Annotated in this window: 12 protein-coding genes, 1 tRNA gene and 1 pseudogene; 4 read left to right on the plus strand and 10 right to left on the minus strand. The window is 65.8% G+C overall.

Features of this window, described 5'->3' with window-relative positions; all coding sequences use genetic code 11:
* Nucleotides 1-25: 25 nt before the first annotated feature.
* On the minus strand, nt 26-589 hold the full coding sequence (tsaE, locus tag F4036_04720) for a tRNA (adenosine(37)-N6)-threonylcarbamoyltransferase complex ATPase subunit type 1 TsaE (protein MYK37047.1): 564 nt from the start codon (nt 587-589) through the stop codon (nt 26-28).
* 3 nt (nt 590-592) lie between these two features.
* Complete coding sequence (locus F4036_04725) at nt 593-1,741, minus strand: ATP-binding protein (GenBank protein MYK37048.1); 1,149 nt, start codon at nt 1,739-1,741, stop codon at nt 593-595.
* A gap of 131 nt (nt 1,742-1,872) precedes the next feature.
* Between F4036_04725 and F4036_04730 the strand changes: the two genes are divergently transcribed.
* Entirely contained in the window at nt 1,873-2,979 is a 1,107-nt protein-coding gene (locus F4036_04730) for a hypothetical protein (protein MYK37049.1), read from the plus strand.
* A gap of 16 nt (nt 2,980-2,995) precedes the next feature.
* On the opposite strand, the gene F4036_04735 is transcribed toward F4036_04730, so the two are convergent.
* Complete coding sequence (locus F4036_04735) at nt 2,996-4,495, minus strand: NAD(P)H-hydrate dehydratase (protein MYK37050.1); 1,500 nt, start codon at nt 4,493-4,495, stop codon at nt 2,996-2,998.
* A gap of 95 nt (nt 4,496-4,590) precedes the next feature.
* On the opposite strand from F4036_04735, the pseudogene queG reads away from it, so the two are divergent.
* Nucleotides 4,591-5,640, plus strand: a pseudogene (gene queG, locus F4036_04740) (tRNA epoxyqueuosine(34) reductase QueG).
* 8 nt (nt 5,641-5,648) lie between these two features.
* Here queG and F4036_04745 read toward each other — a convergent pair.
* The 4 genes from F4036_04745 to pcnB form a co-directional block, all read right to left on the minus strand.
* Complete coding sequence (locus tag F4036_04745) at nt 5,649-6,503, minus strand: pantoate--beta-alanine ligase (GenBank protein ID MYK37051.1); 855 nt, start codon at nt 6,501-6,503, stop codon at nt 5,649-5,651.
* Nucleotides 6,504-6,518: 15 nt separating this feature from the next.
* On the minus strand, nt 6,519-7,322 hold the full coding sequence (gene panB / locus F4036_04750) for a 3-methyl-2-oxobutanoate hydroxymethyltransferase (protein MYK37052.1): 804 nt from the start codon (nt 7,320-7,322) through the stop codon (nt 6,519-6,521).
* Nucleotides 7,323-7,385: 63 nt separating this feature from the next.
* Nucleotides 7,386-8,156 carry a deoxynucleoside kinase gene (locus tag F4036_04755; GenBank protein MYK37053.1) on the minus strand — a complete coding sequence of 257 codons (771 nt, stop codon included), beginning with the start codon at nt 8,154-8,156 and terminating at the stop codon, nt 7,386-7,388.
* Nucleotides 8,023-9,390: a polynucleotide adenylyltransferase PcnB gene (gene pcnB, locus F4036_04760; GenBank protein ID MYK37054.1), complete on the minus strand. Its 1,368-nt coding sequence runs from the start codon at nt 9,388-9,390 to the stop codon at nt 8,023-8,025. Before pcnB ends, F4036_04755 begins: the two co-directional genes overlap by 134 nt.
* A gap of 22 nt (nt 9,391-9,412) precedes the next feature.
* On the opposite strand from pcnB, the gene F4036_04765 reads away from it, so the two are divergent.
* Nucleotides 9,413-9,487: transfer RNA gene (locus F4036_04765), tRNA-Glu, on the plus strand.
* A gap of 5 nt (nt 9,488-9,492) precedes the next feature.
* Here F4036_04765 and F4036_04770 read toward each other — a convergent pair.
* The 3 genes from F4036_04770 to lptF are packed head-to-tail and all read right to left on the minus strand — an operon-like array spanning nt 9,493 to nt 12,982.
* Nucleotides 9,493-10,791, minus strand: coding sequence for an MFS transporter (locus F4036_04770; GenBank protein ID MYK37055.1), 1,299 nt, complete (start codon nt 10,789-10,791; stop codon nt 9,493-9,495).
* A complete protein-coding gene (gene lptG, locus F4036_04775; protein ID MYK37056.1) occupies nt 10,791-12,002 on the minus strand; it encodes an LPS export ABC transporter permease LptG in 1,212 nt (403 codons plus the stop codon). The genes F4036_04770 and lptG overlap by 1 nt, the downstream gene beginning before the upstream one ends.
* A complete protein-coding gene (gene lptF, locus F4036_04780) occupies nt 11,879-12,982 on the minus strand; it encodes an LPS export ABC transporter permease LptF (GenBank protein ID MYK37057.1) in 1,104 nt (367 codons plus the stop codon). Before lptF ends, lptG begins: the two co-directional genes overlap by 124 nt.
* A gap of 90 nt (nt 12,983-13,072) precedes the next feature.
* On the opposite strand from lptF, the gene F4036_04785 reads away from it, so the two are divergent.
* Nucleotides 13,073-14,557 (plus strand): leucyl aminopeptidase, encoded by a 1,485-nt coding sequence (locus tag F4036_04785; GenBank protein MYK37058.1) that lies wholly within the window; start codon nt 13,073-13,075, stop codon nt 14,555-14,557.
* The last annotated feature ends 86 nt before the right edge of the window (nt 14,558-14,643 follow it).

The following is a 14,643-nucleotide window of genomic DNA, read 5'->3' on the forward strand; positions in this document are numbered from 1 at the left end:
CTATTCCCACTACTTAAGAAACATCCTACTCAGAGAGCAATTGCAGATCGGGGTGCTCCGCCCCACGCAGCAACCGCAGAATGCAAGCGCCCCGAGTCGAGTGGGCGCGCAGATCCACGAGCCTGCCGCGTTTCGCATGCTTGAGACGGCATGCGAGATCGGGGGGACCCAGGCGTCCCCGGGCGTTCTCGAACCACTCCACCAGCAATACCTGGGAGGCCGCGGCCGGCGTGGACTGAATACCGTCCTCAAGACCGAGTTCATCCAGTTCGGCCAGATGCCGCAGGCGGTACAGATCCACATGCAGGGCTTCCACCTTCCGTCCCGTCCCGCCAATGGCGAAACTGTGCGCATGCACCAGCCCGTAGGTGGGGCTTGTTACCCGGGACCGGACACCCAGCGCCGCCAGCGTTGCGGCGGCAAGGGTCGTCTTCCCGGCCCCCAGTTCTCCGTCCAGGGCAAGAAGCAGGAAAGGACTGCCGGCGACGGCTTCCTGCAGGGCCCCGCCAAGTGTTCGTCCCAGCGCCGTCAGGCCGTCGACGCTACGGGCGCAGAAGACAGCCGCCCGATCTTGCAGGCCGGGGGTCAAGGCTCATACTTCCTCGTGCAGGCGCTCGGCCGAAATCGCGCGGGTTCGCCTGCCCAGAGCCATGCTTGAGGGTCCCGCATGAACCACATCCATCCGCGTCAGCGAAAGGTTTTCCAGCGCGGACCGTACCGAGCGCGTAATGCGGGGAGAGGAGGTTCGACGAATTTCGAAACCGCGAAGCTGGCTGCCGCTCTGGACGATGAGATCCACCTTGGCCCCGGTGTGCGCCGCCCAGAAATAGAACTGCGAATCCTTTCGACCAAGGACACGTATCAGGTTCTCGAGCACGAAGCCTTCCCAGGAAGCTCCCGACCTGGGATGCCGCTCCAGGTCGCGCAGGCTCGTAATGCCAAGGCAATAGTGCAGCAGCCCCGTGTCCCGAAAATAAACCTTGGGCGACTTGACCTGACGCCTGGGCAGGTTCGCGCGCCACGGCTTCAGCGTGCGCACGACAAAGGCGGATTGAAGAATGTTCAGATAGCGGCGCGCGGTGTGATGCGAGACGCCGAGCGATCGCGCCAGTTCGGATCCGTTCCACACCTGCGCATGGCTGTGCGCCAGCATCACCAGGAACCGTTCGATCCGGCCCGCCGGAGCATTGGACGTCAGGCGATGGAGGTCGCGCTCCAGGAAGTCGCGAACGTATCGCTCCCGCCATTCGTAGCTCTCGCTGTCGCTGCCGGCGCTGTACGACGCCGGCAGCCCACCCCTCAGCCACAGCACGTTCGCCTGCGGTACGGGCAGTTCGGCGGAAAGAAGTCCGGGAAGTTCATAGTAGGCGTTGAATTGGGAGAGCGATTCGAACCGTTGCCGCAGCTTGTCCGGCACGATGCTGCTGAGCAAGAGGAATCGCGCCGGGTTCCGGGGCCTCACGAGCAACCGGCGCACGACATCAATAATGTGCGGGGCGCGGTGGATTTCGTCCAGCACGATCAGGCCCTGAAGGTTGGACAAGGCCAGGTCCGGATCTTCAAGCCTGGATCGGTCCGCCGCCGAGCCCAGGTCGAACAAATAGGCATTCGAGCGAGAGCGCTGCGCAAATTCGCGTGACAGGGTCGTCTTGCCTGCTCCCCGTGGGCCCAGAAGGACAATGGCGGAGTTGTTGGAGAACAGCCTCCGCAATGCTCTGACATGGCCGTCACGCTCAATCATGCCGCTTATTCCAGAAATCTGGAATACCCGAGTCTAATTTTCTTCAAAATAGATGTCAAGTTTCTCAAAACGAACGCGAGCCCACTCGGCCCATGCCGTTCCTTTCACACAGCCGGCGGTACCATGTCGCAATGAACAAACGAACCGCTCCCCTGCGGATTGCGGGCCGGAAAGCACCGGTCGGCAGGCCGTCGCCCGCCACGCTCATTGCGCTCATGCTTGCCGGGATCCTGCTGACCCCTTCATCCCTGGCGGGAGAACAGGACCTTGAGCCGGTAACGCGGCAGCCCTGGCAGGAAGTCGTGGTCAGCGTCAGTCACATTGACCGCACGGCACGGTTCTTTCTGGGGATAGGAGGTTATGAAGCGAAGTGGCGCGGCCCGCTCGACTCCGCATTGGTGGCGGCGTGGGAGCTGCCGCAGGAGGCAGGCGGCGAGGCCCTGCTGCTCGGCCCCGCGGACTACGAGTCCGGGCTGATCCGCCTGGTGCGCTTCGACAATGCGGGCGAACGCCTGCCGACGCGCCCGGGCTCCAGGACCTGGGACACGGGCTGTTACTTCAGCATGATGGTGCGGATGAAGGACATGCCGGAGATCTACCGGCGGGCGATCGACCTGGGCTGGTGGACCGAGACCCCGATCACCCGGCTTTCCTTCCGCGGCTCCGAACTTCGGGTTGTGATCTATCGCGGGCCGGACGGTGTGCAGGTGCAGGGCTACGAGCGGCTCAAACCGCCCCTGCCCGACTCCATACCGGCCTTCGAAACGCTGACCGGTCCGTTCAACATGATGCAGATGGTCAGGGACCGGGACGCCACCCATGACTTCTTCACTCGCATCCTGGGTTTCGGTTCCTATTACAAGGGCGATCCGTTCATCGCGCCGAAGCCCACCCCCACGCCGCTGGGCATTCCGTTGAGCCTGACCACCACGGTTCCCTATCGCGCCGGCATCGTGGAAACTCGACCCGGAGAATTCGGGCGCATGGAATTCATCGAAGTCATGGGCATGAGCGGGTTCGATTATTCGGACCGCTGCCGGGCGCCCAATCTCGGAACCCTGGCGGTGCGCTTCGAAGTCGGGGACGCCGTCGAAGCCCGCAACCGGATACGGGAACGGGGCTGGGGGATACGCAACGAGATCAGCCGCGTGCGGCTGGAGCCCTACGGGGACATCGACCTGTTCGCCGTTGAAACTCCGGACGGCGCCATTATCCAGTTCTACTCGGCGCCGAAATAATCCTCGCGGCGCCGAATCAGGGATTCAATCCGGCACGCAGGGCCTCAAGTACGTCTCCGGCGATCATCCCGCGCTGACCGGCCTCCGCAACGCGATCGCCCGCCCGGGCATGCACGAAAGCGGCCAGGGCGGCCAGGTCCTCCGGTTCGGCCTCGGGGAACTGCGCCCAAAGGCCCGCCATCAGTCCCGTGAGCACGTCGCCCATTCCTGCCGTCGCCATGCCGGGATTGCCGGCGTCGATCACCCAGGGCGGTTTTTCGCTTCCCGAAACCAGCGTGTGCGCACCCTTGAGCAGCGCCACGCCGCCATGACGCTTCCTGAGTCCCGCAACGGCGCCCAGCCTGTCCTCCTGCACCCGGGCGCTGGAGCTATCCAATAGCCGCGCGGCCTCGCCGGGGTGCGGTGTCAGGATTGCCGGGGCAGCCCCCGCGGGAAACTCGGGCGCGAAACCGAGACCGTCCGCGTCCACCACCATCGGCAGATTGCTGGCCCGGGCCGCTGCGAACACTTCGCGGGCCCAGGCATCCTGGCCGAGACCGCAGCCGACCGCCAGTACGGTGGCCCGTTCAAGCAGGGGCGCGAGTTCTTCCGCTTTGCGGACGCCGCGCACCATGAGTTCCGGCCGACCGGACAGAAGCGCGGCCGAATGTTCCGGGTGCGTGGCCACCGATACGAGTCCCGCCCCCGCGCGCAACGCGCCCTCGCCGGCCAGCCTTGCGGCGCCGCCCATTCCCGGTCCCCCTGCCACTACCAGGACATGCCCGAAGCGGCCCTTGTGATCGGCGCGCTGCCGCGCCGGGAGCATCGCGCGCAGCATCTCTGCCGTGAACACGCGCAACATCGGCTTCTCCGCAAATGCGGTCCCGATTTCCGCTACCCTGTCCGGCGCAATCCGCCCGAGCGGCTCCAGCACCCGCCGCCCCACGAAATCCGGAGCGTCACCCAGGAACAGCCCGCATTTGTCGGCCACGAAGGTCACCGTCAGGGCCGCACGGACCGCCGCCGTCATCAAGGCCCCGGTGTCGGCGTGTATGCCGGTGGGTATGTCGACGGCCAGGACCGGCGCACTGCCTTCATTGATCGCCTGTGCCGTTTCGAGATAAAGCCCGCCCAGCGGGCGGTCCAGCCCGATTCCGAGCATGGCGTCAACGATCAGGTCGCATCCTTGCAGTTCCGCGCGCGCCGGCGGTCCGGACGGCACGGAGGATTGCCGCGCTGCCTCGAACTGCGTGGCCGCGTCGCCCCGGGGCCGATTGTCGGGAGACAGCAGCATGACCCTGACGGCGAGGCCCTCCTGCTTCGCCAGACGCGCCATCACGAAACCGTCGCCCGCGTTGTTTCCGGCGCCGGCCAGGACGATCCATCGGCGGGCCCCGGGGAACGCACGCCGGGCGCGCGCGTAGGCGGCCGTGCCGGCGCGCTCCATCAGGGCGTTGCTGTCGATGCCTTCGCTTGCCATGAGCGCGCCTTCCAGCGCGCGCACGGCGTCGGTGCAGTATGCGGTCCGATGACTCATCAGCACGAATATTGCCCCAAATCTCCCTGGAGGAGGGCGTCCCGCACTCCACGAGGACGCAACGCCTTCCCTTCCGACCTATACTCTTTCGGCCCATGCAAGCTGCCGCGGAACACGCACGGATCGCCGCCGAACTGCCTGCGCTGGCGCGGGAATTCGGCTTCGAACAGGCCGGAGTGGCCGGAATCGGCCTGACCCGGGCCGAGGCGCGCCTGGAGCGCTGGCTGGAGCTGGGGCGGCACGGAACGATGGGCTGGATGGCGCGGCATGGACGCAAGCGAACCCGGCCGGACCGCCTGCTTTCCGGAACGCTGAGGGTGCTCTGCTTCCGCATGCATTACTGGCCGCGGGACGCCGCCCCGGCCCTGGCCGTGCTGGCCGACCCGGACCGGGCCTACATTTCGCGTTACGCGCTGGGCCGGGACTACCACCGCCTGATGCGCAGGCGGCTCCGGAAGCTGGCCGAAGTTATCGCGTCAAGGGCCGGACCCATGGGTTACAGGGTGTTCGTGGACAGCGCCCCGGTCATGGAGAAACCGCTGGCCGCGCAGGCCGGACTGGGCTGGATGGGCAAGCACACCAACCTGATCGACCGCCACGAAGGCTCGTGGTTTTTTCTCGGCGAGATCTACACCGACCTCCCGCTGCCGGTCGACCGCCCCGTGACGGACCACTGCGGCAGTTGCCGGGCCTGCCTGGACATCTGTCCCACCGAGGCCATCGTGGCGCCTTATCAGCTCGACGCCCGCCGCTGCATTTCGTACCTGACCATCGAGCATCGAGGTTCCATTCCCCTGGAACTGCGGCCGCGGATCGGCAACCGGGTGTTCGGCTGCGACGATTGCCAGCTGGTCTGCCCCTGGAACCGCCACGCGCGGCCCAGCGAAGAAGCCGCCTTTGCCCCGCGCGGCGGCCTGGACAACTCCCGCCTGACGCGTCTGTTCGCGTGGGGCGAGGAGCAATGGCGGGAACGCACCCGGGGAAGCGCCCTGCGCCGCGCCGGCTACACGGGCTGGCTGCGTAACCTGGCTGTCGCGCTCGGCAACGCCGCGCGGTCAGAAGAGGTAATCGAGTCGCTGCGAACGCGCTTGTCGCACTCCAGCGAAATGGTTCGCGAGCACGTCCGCTGGGCGCTTGAGCGGCAGGCGGGCGATCAGGACCCCGCGCCGCAGACGACGTTGTCGATGAGCCGGGCGGAACCCAGCCAGGCGGCCGCGAGCACGACCCACTCTCCGGTGGAGGAAGCCGCCGGCGGCCCAAGATCGCCGGCTCGCCGCACCGCGACATAGTCCGGCGCAAAGCCCGCTTCCGCGAGCCGGGCCGACGCTTCCTCTTCCAGCCCGGGAAAGTCGCGCTCTCCCGCCTCGATACGCGCGGCGCATCGCCGCAATTCGGCATGCAGGGCCGGCGCTGTCCGGCGTTCCGCTTCCGTCAGGTAGCGGTTCCGCGAACTCATGGCCAGTCCGTCCTTCTCGCGCGTGATAGGGCCCTCGATCACCTCGACGGGAATATGCAGGTCTTCCGTCATTCGTCGCAGGATCACCAGCTGCTGATAGTCCTTGCGTCCGAACACAACGGCGTCGGGCAGAGTCAGCAGCAGCAGGCGGGCGACGACCGAGGTCACGCCGGCAAAATGCGTTGGGCGGTGCATGCCGCACAGCTCGGCCGAAAGGCCGGGCACTTCCACCCGGGTCAGGTCGTCCAGCCCGCGTGGATACACTTCCTCCTGGCCGGGAGCGAAAAGCAGGTCCACTCCCGCCTCGCGCAGCAATTTCGCATCGGCATCCAGGTCACGGGGGTAGCGTTCGAAATCCTCTCCGGGTGCGAACTGCGTTGGATTGACGAAGATGCTCACGATCACCCGGCCATCGGCGCCGGCCAGGCGCGCAAGGTCCACGTGCGCCTTGTGCAGCGCCCCCATCGTGGGCACCAGAGTGACTTTCTCGCCGGCCCCGCGCCAGCGGCGCACCTGCGCGCGCAACTGCGCCTTGGTCGTAACTGTCTGCACGGGGCAGCCGCCGGTTCAGGAGAAGCAGTGCTCGGGAGCGGGGTATTCGCCGGACTTTACGGCCTCTACGTAGGCCTCGCAGGCGGCCTGCGGATCGTCCGCTGCGGTGATGAAGTTGCGTACGAATTTCGGCACCGGACCCTGCGTGATGCCGAGCATGTCGTACAGGACCAGGATCTGTCCGTCGACGTCGGGCCCCGCGCCGATCCCGATAACGGGCACCCGGCACTCCTCCGCGATCGCCCTGCCCAGCTCGTTGGGAACGCATTCGAGCAGGACCACGTCCGCCCCCGCCTCCTCCAGCCGGCGCGCGCTGGTCACCATTTGCTCCGCCTGCGAGGGATCGCGTCCGTGCACCTTGAATCCGCCGATCTTGTGCACCGACTGAGGCCGCAGTCCGATATGCGCACAAACGGGGATATCGTGCCGGGCCAGGTGCTCCACGATCCTGCGCTGGCCCTCGCCGCCTTCCAGCTTGACCATCATCGCGGCGCCTTCCTGCATCAGCCGCACGGCGTTGTCCAGCGCCTGTTCCGGCTCGCTGTAGCTCATGAAGGGCATGTCGGCCACGAGGAAGGCGTGGGTGAGCGCCCGGGCCACGTGCCGGCTGTGATAGATGATGTCCTCGACCGTTACCGGAACGGTCGTGTCATGTCCCTGAATGACCATGCCCAGGGAATCGCCTACCAGCACCAGGTCCACGCCGGACCGGTCCACCAGCCGCGCAAAACTGGCGTCGTAGGCGGTAAGGCAGGCGATCGGCTCGCGCTCTTTCTTCATCCGCGCCAGCGTGCTCACGTTTACCGGAGGCCTGCGCATGTCGCGCTGCTTCAGTTGAACGTACACGTGCGATTCCTAGTGTCGTGTCACGCCCTGCGATGATCAGACGACCAGGCCGCTGGGATCGAAGTAGGTGCGGCCGGACCGGACCTGTTCCATTTCGTTGAGCAGCAGTTCGATGTGCGCATCATTGTTCACCAGATCAATGGCTTCGGTGTTCACTATCAGGACCGGCGCCTCGTCGTAGTCCAGTATAAATCGCGCCATCGCCTCGTTAAGCAGTTCGAGATACTCGGCCGTTATGCGCCGTTCCATCGGAATGCCGCGGTTGGCGATCCGCTTGAGCAGGGTACGAACCGAGGTTTGCAGGAACAGCACCAGGTCGGGCACGGGCGGGTCGATCGAGACGGCCCCGCGCACCATGTCGTAGACCTGCAATTCGTCCGACGCCAGCGTGCACTCGGCATAGACCCGGTCGCGCTCCAGCAGGAAATCGCTGATGCGCGTTGTGGGAAAGAGGTCGTCCTTCTTGATGCGCTCGGCGAGCTGCGTGCGGTGCAGCAGGAAATAGAGCTGCGACGGCAGCGCAGCCTGGGTGACCCCGTTGTAGAAGCGCTCCAGGAAGGGGTTGCCGTGCGGCGCCTCCACGATCAGTTCTCCGTTCATCCGCTCCGCCAGCAAGTGCGCCACCGTGGACTTGCCGGCGCCGATGCAGCCTTCGACGGCGATGTATCGGCCGCTACCGGACCTTTTTTTCATTTCCATTGGCGCTCCGGCCCCCGGCGCGGCCCGGTCCGTGGCGGCGACGCTTCGACCAGGAGCGTGAAGGGGCCGAACCCGCCCTCTTGCGCCAGTAGAGAACACACTGTTCATCAATCTCGGCCAGACGCCGGCGCAGACACAGCAGGCGATAGGCCGGGCGGAACAGGGGGTGCTTCAGCGTCTGGTTCACGCGCCGGCGCGGCCTGGCCTGCAACAGCGCCTGCCGCCCCAGTACATGCTCCATGTCCGCCATCATCTTCTTGGTGGGGCGCAGTCCGTACTGGCTGTCGCGAACCATCCGGCGAAAGGCATCGGTAATCTGCGTATAGCGGGGTATCCTGCTGCCGCCGGGCGCCACGGCCCGGGAAATCGGCCCCCAGTAGAACACGCACAACAGGAACATCAGGCTGGCATGTGAACCCTCGCTCAGCCTCTTGTCGGTCGCAGCGAGTGCGTCGCGAACGAATCCTTCGGCCCGCGGCTCCTCATCCATCCAGGGGCCCAGGAACGGGAACAGTTCGTCGAGCAGTCCGAAGCGGCGCAGTTCTTCGAAACTGGAAACGGCGTGACCGCCAAGGAACAGCTTGCGCACCTCTTCGAGGAGGCGGGCGGGCGGCTCCGCCCGCAGCAGCCGGGCCATTTCCGGAATCGGCTCGGCGCACCGTACGTCGAGCTCGCAGCCGAGCTTGGCCGCGAAGCGCGCCGCGCGCAGCATCCGCACCGGGTCCTCTTCGAAGCGCAATCGCGGTTCCCCGATCAGGCGCAGCCGCCGCCTGGCGATGTCCTTGAGGCCGCCGACGTGATCGATAATGCGCTTGTCGGCATAGTCCCAGTACAGCGCGTTGATCGTGAAATCGCGCCTCAGCACGTCCTCTTCCAGGCTCCCGAAGCGGTTGTCACGCAGGATGCGCCCGTTGGTTCCCCGAACAACGGAGCCCTCCGGATCCGAGGCCTCGTTACCCGAACCGCGAAACGTGGCGACCTCGATGAATTCGCGGCCGAACATCACGTGCGCGAGCCGGAACCGGCGCCCGATCAGCAGCACCCGGCGGAACAGCTTCTTTACCTGCTCCGGCCTGGCGTCGGTCACGATGTCGAAGTCCTTGGGCTGAAGATTCAGCAGCAGGTCGCGCACGCCCCCGCCGACCACGCATGCGCGATAGCCTGCCCGGTGCAGGCCGCGTAGCACCCTGACGACATTGGACGGAAGCTGCCGCGCGGCAATGCGCGGTTCGCCCGAATTGATTTTCAGCGCCGTTGTCTTGATCGAGGTCGAAACTCCAGCCACGGATGGCACGGCGCGCGTGTGAAGCACGCCTTTATTCGGCTGCCTATAATATCGCACCGCGCCTTATCAGGCACGAAACGCTCCCTTCGTCTAGGGGTCAGGACGCCAGGCTCTCAATCTGGAAACAGGGGTTCGATTCCCCTAGGGAGCGCCACTACCCTACCCTGCCGGGGTCCGCTGACGGGTCATCGACACTCCCGGCAGGACCGCGAATACCAGCACGGCGGCGTTCACGGCCGACGTCAGCACGAATGGCCCGGTCAGCAGCCCTGCATCGAATATATAGCCGCTCAGCTTCAGTATTACGGCCGCCCCGAGCCCGCTGCACACCGTGTAGAAGCCGATTACGGTGCCGCGAACCTTGAGCGGCGCCTCCGCCTGAACGAACACCTGGGACGAAATGATCACGGCGGATTGACCAATGGACAGCAGAGCGGCGGACAGCTGGCCGGATACCGAGGAAGGATCGGCAATAAAAAACGTCGAACCATAGCCCGCGACTGCGAAAGCAAGACTAACCTGAAGTGCGAAAAGCGGTCTGGTTCGATCGTTTAGAACACCGATGGCCGGCATGGCGGCCATCGAGACCAGCTGGATAATCACCATCAACACGCCGGCCAGAGCCAGTCCCTGCGCGAAGCCCGCCCCGGTTGCCACCGCATGGCCCGTAGTCCAGAGGCTCAGATACGTGCCGATCACGGCCATGTTTGCCCCCGCCGCAAAGCCCGCCAGATAGGCCAGCCGAACGCCGGGATGTCTGATCTGTGCGACACCCTGACGAATGAGCGCCCACAAGCCCTGATGTTCGACCCCCTCGCGAGGACCGTCCGCACGCAGCATCAGCGCCAGGACCAGTGCCGATACTCCCGCGGCTCCGACCATCAGGAAGTGTGTCGCGTATCCGGCATCAATGACATTCCAGCCTCTTTCGAGCAGCCACTTCGGCATTCCGACGATCACTACTGCGGCCACTATCGATCCGATCCCGAAAGTCACGCCCTGAAACGCGTTCCACTTGCCCCGGCTGTTTTCCTGCACGTAGTCGGCGACCACGATCAGGAAGCACGCCGCCACGGCCGTGCGCCCGATGGAGAAGATCGTGCGGGACACGATCAGTCCGGACAAGGTGGACACGAGCGGCGCAACCAGAATGCCCAGCGCCATGACCACCACGCCCAGAGTCAGCACCAGCCGCCGTCCCTTCTGGTCGGCCAGCGCGCCCGTCGCTCCCGCCAGGAATACCGTGATGATCTGTCCGATTGCCCCCAGCGTTCCCGTGGCATCGCCCATTTCCGAGGCGGGCAGATTGAGATGATGCTCAAGCAACCATGGCTGCACCATGTTCAGACCGACGAAACAAAATGCCAGGCAGCAGACGCCCAGCAGCAGTCCGGCCGCGTTCACCGGCCGAACGTCCCGGTTGAGCGACATGCCCGCGAATGTTCCTGCAGCAGCCATCAATCGGGAGCCCGGCGCCAGCGCAAGCGGTCGGCGCGCACAAGGAGCAGGACCACGGCTATGCCGAGCACAAGGGTAGGCGCCCAGCCGGCCAACCACGGCGCCAGGCCGTAGAGCTGACCGGCTTCGGCCACCCCGCGGTTCGCCAGAAACCAGATCAGCGCGATACCCAGGCCCAGTGCGGCGCGGGCGCTGCCACCGAGGGTCCTTCGATTGGTGAAAACGAGCGGCAACGCCAGCACGCACATCAGCGCCACTGCCGCCATCGTCGCAAGCCGGGATTGCATTTCCAGGCGGAAGCGCAGACCGCTCAGCTGGTTCGCCTCCAGGTAGCGCGCGTAGCGCAACAGGCTGCCGACCGTCATCAGCTCGGGGCGCAGTTCGACCAGTTCGACGATATCCGGGCTCAGGCGGGTCTCGGTGACCCTGAGATCGCTGTACGACACCTGTGCGCCGTCCTCGCCCACCATGGTCTCTTCATAGCCCCCGAGTTCGAGCTTTCCGTCCTCGTTGATCCTCGCCGCCCGCGCCCGGCCGAAACTGCGGATGCCCTCCGGCGCCAGGCGGAACAGTAAGGCGCTCGCATAGCCCTCTTCGTCGCCCCCGGGGCGCAGGTTCAGAATCAGGTCGCCGTCGCGCATCCAGACGCTCTCTCCCTGGGTCAGAGCCGGCGCCGGATTCAGGGCGGCAGCCCGCATGCGTTTGCCCAGGGCGTGCATCGGCGGAGCCAGCGATTCGCCGAGGAACGCCGCCAGCGCAACGAAAAGCGCTCCCGCGGCCCACACCGGAACCGAAAGCCGGAGCACCGACACGCCGGAAGCCCTCGCCACCGTCAGTTCGTGGTGCGCGGAAAAATTGCCCAGCGCAAGGAAACTTCCGATGATGGCGGCCGCGGGCAGCGCGTCGAACGCGAATTGCGGAATGCGCAACGCGGAGTAGGCGAGACCGTCCAGCAGCGTGTAGGCGCCCTGGCCCGCCATGCGGGACTGCTGGGCGAAGTCCACGAACAACGAAAGCGACACCAGCGCGCACAGGCACATGAGCACAAGCGGGACGACTCCGCGCAACAGGTAGCGGTCAAGAAGCGTCATGCCGTCTGCATGGCGCGGATACGCCGGCCGAATTGCCTGATCAGGTGCGAATCGCCCATCCCGAAATACGCCGCGGCCGCGCAGGCGAGCAGCAGGTGAACCCACCACACGCCGAGCCATAGCGGCGTGATTCCCTGCTGGGCCCAGGAAAGCGCCGCGGTAACCAGGTTGGTGTAGATCACGTACAACAGCAATGCCCAGGGGAGCGATGCGAAGCGGCTCTGGCGCGGCAGGCGGCGGCTCAGGGGCAGCGCCATCACTGCCAGGATCAGCAAGACCAGAGGGGCCGAAAGGCGGCGCTGAAGTTCCAGCAGCGATTCGGGATCGCCTTTCGACCACAGTTCCGCGCTGGGTGCCGCGTCCATGTTCATCCCCGCGGAAACCGTTTCGGGCAGGATCGCCGGTATGCCGTGCTCGGCAAAGCGCACGATGCGGATCTGCGCCTCGCCGGGCCATCCGTCGTACAGCACGCCGTCGTAGAAGGTCACCATGCGCACCAGCGGGTCCGCGGTTTCCTGAAGCGCCATCCGGTCGGTCACGATGACCTGCATGCGCCCGTCCACGCGCCTGTGGGCGAACACGCGGTAGAGCCGGCCCTGCTCATCCGCCTCCTCGGAATAGACCACGCCCTGGCCGCCCATGGAAACGAAATGGCCCGGTTCCAGACGGCGCAGATCGCCCATGGACGCCGCTTCCCGTTCCAGTTCATCCACTGCCCGGCGCGCGCCGGGCGCAAGGTCCAGGGTCATCCAGCAGGCCAGCGCCGCCACCGGCAGGGCCAGCGCCAGCACCGGCTTGAGCTGGGAACGGGCGCCGTAGCCGCAGGCGCGGATCACCGGCAACTCGCAGTCGCGATACATGCGCCCCAGGGCGAGAAGCAGGCCGAAGAACAGCGCCGCCGGCATGATCACCGGCAGGTACTGCAGGCAGGTGTAGCCGATCATCGGCAGCACGGCGTCGCGGGGCAGATCCTGCGACGCGGCAGCCGACAGTATTCGCACGCACTGGTTGGTGCCCAGCAGCACCAGAAGCACCGCAAGCGCGCCGCTGAACGCCGTCAGACCTTCGCGAAAGAGATACCGGTCCAGTATCCGCATCATTTCTCAAAGGCAATAGAATGAGCCACCGTTACGGCCTGCGCCGGTTCCCGTAAAACAGCAGCGTTGGCCGGGTTTTCAAGAGGCGACCACATGCAATTCGATATCACCACGCAGAATTTGAACAGTTTACAAGCTGACCTGGCGATCGCACCGGTCTATCAGGACGGAAAGCCGGCCAGGGCCACCACCGGTCTGAGCGCGGGTCTGCGCAATCTGATCGCCAACGCCATGGCTTCGGGGGACATTCGCGGGAAGTCCGGGGAAACGCTGCTTCTTACCCATACGGGCCGCCTGGGAGTGCGCCATTTGCTGCTCGCCGGCCTCGGCAACAAGGACAAGCTGGATGCCACCGGCTGGCGCAAGGCCGTGGAGGCCGCCGTGAAGCGGGCCGAGCGGTCGAGCGCAACCACGGTGGTAAGCCTGATGGGTCTGGAAGACGTGCCGGGCATGGACTCGACGCGCAAGGCGCGTAGTTTCGCCGAGCAATGGCTCTACGCCTCCTATCGTTACAAGGCGACCCGCAAGCGGGTCAAGGACACACGGCCGAAGGACCGCCGGCTCACCGTCGCGATCGATGGCGAGGAGGAAGAGGCGCAGGCAAAACTGGGCTTGAGGCAGGGCCGCGCCATCGGACGGGCCCGCAACTATGCGCGGGAACTGGGCAACCTGCCGGCAAACGTATGCACTCCGGCCTACCTGGAATCGGAAGCGCGCAAGCTGGCGCGCCGCAGCACCCGCGTCACCGCCGAGATCCTGCAGGAAGACGAAATGAAGGAACTGGGGATGAACTCGCTGCTGTCGGTTTGCGAAGGCAGCGAGTTGAAGCCCCGGCTGATCGTGCTCCATTACAAGGGCGCGTCGGACGAATCTCCCCCCGTGGCGCTGGTGGGCAAGGGCGTGACCTTCGACACCGGCGGGATTTCGCTGAAACCCGGGCGGTCGATGGACGAGATGAAGTTCGACATGAGCGGGGCGGGCTCGGTGCTGGCCGTCCTGCACGCCACGATCGAACTCCGGCTGCCGATCAACCTGGTGGTCCTGGCGGCGGCAGTCGAGAACATGCCCGGCAGCCGCGCCACCAAGCCGGGCGACATCGTGAAGGCGATGTCCGGCGAAACCATCGAGATTCTCAATACGGACGCCGAAGGCCGGCTGATACTGGCGGATGCGCTCTACTATTCGTTGCGTTACAAACCGTCCAAGGTGGTGGACGTCGCCACGCTGACGGGCGCCTGCCTGATGGCGCTGGGGCGCCACTACAGCGGCCTGTTCGCGAACAACGACGGCCTCGCCGAGGACCTGCAAGCGGCAGGCGACAAGGCCGGCGATCCGGTCTGGCGGCTGCCCATGGGACCGGAATACATGCCCGAACTGAAGAGCAACTTCGCCGACATGGCCAACATCGGCTCGCGCTTCGCCGGGGCCACGACCGCTGCCTGCTTCCTGTCACGATTCGTGAAGAACGCCCGCTGGGCGCACCTGGACATTGCCGGCACGGCATGGAAGACGGGGGGCAGCAAGGGCAGCACGGGACGCCCCGTACCCCTGCTCACCGAGTTCCTGCTGAACCAGTAGCCCTTTCATGCCCCCTTCTTCCAGGAGTATTGGAGGCAGGGATGCCGGAGCAAGCTCCATGGATGGATTCATGCGTCTCCGGGAAG

The organism is Gammaproteobacteria bacterium (assembly GCA_009845905.1).
Lineage (GTDB): Bacteria > Pseudomonadota > Gammaproteobacteria > Steroidobacterales > Foliamicaceae > Foliamicus.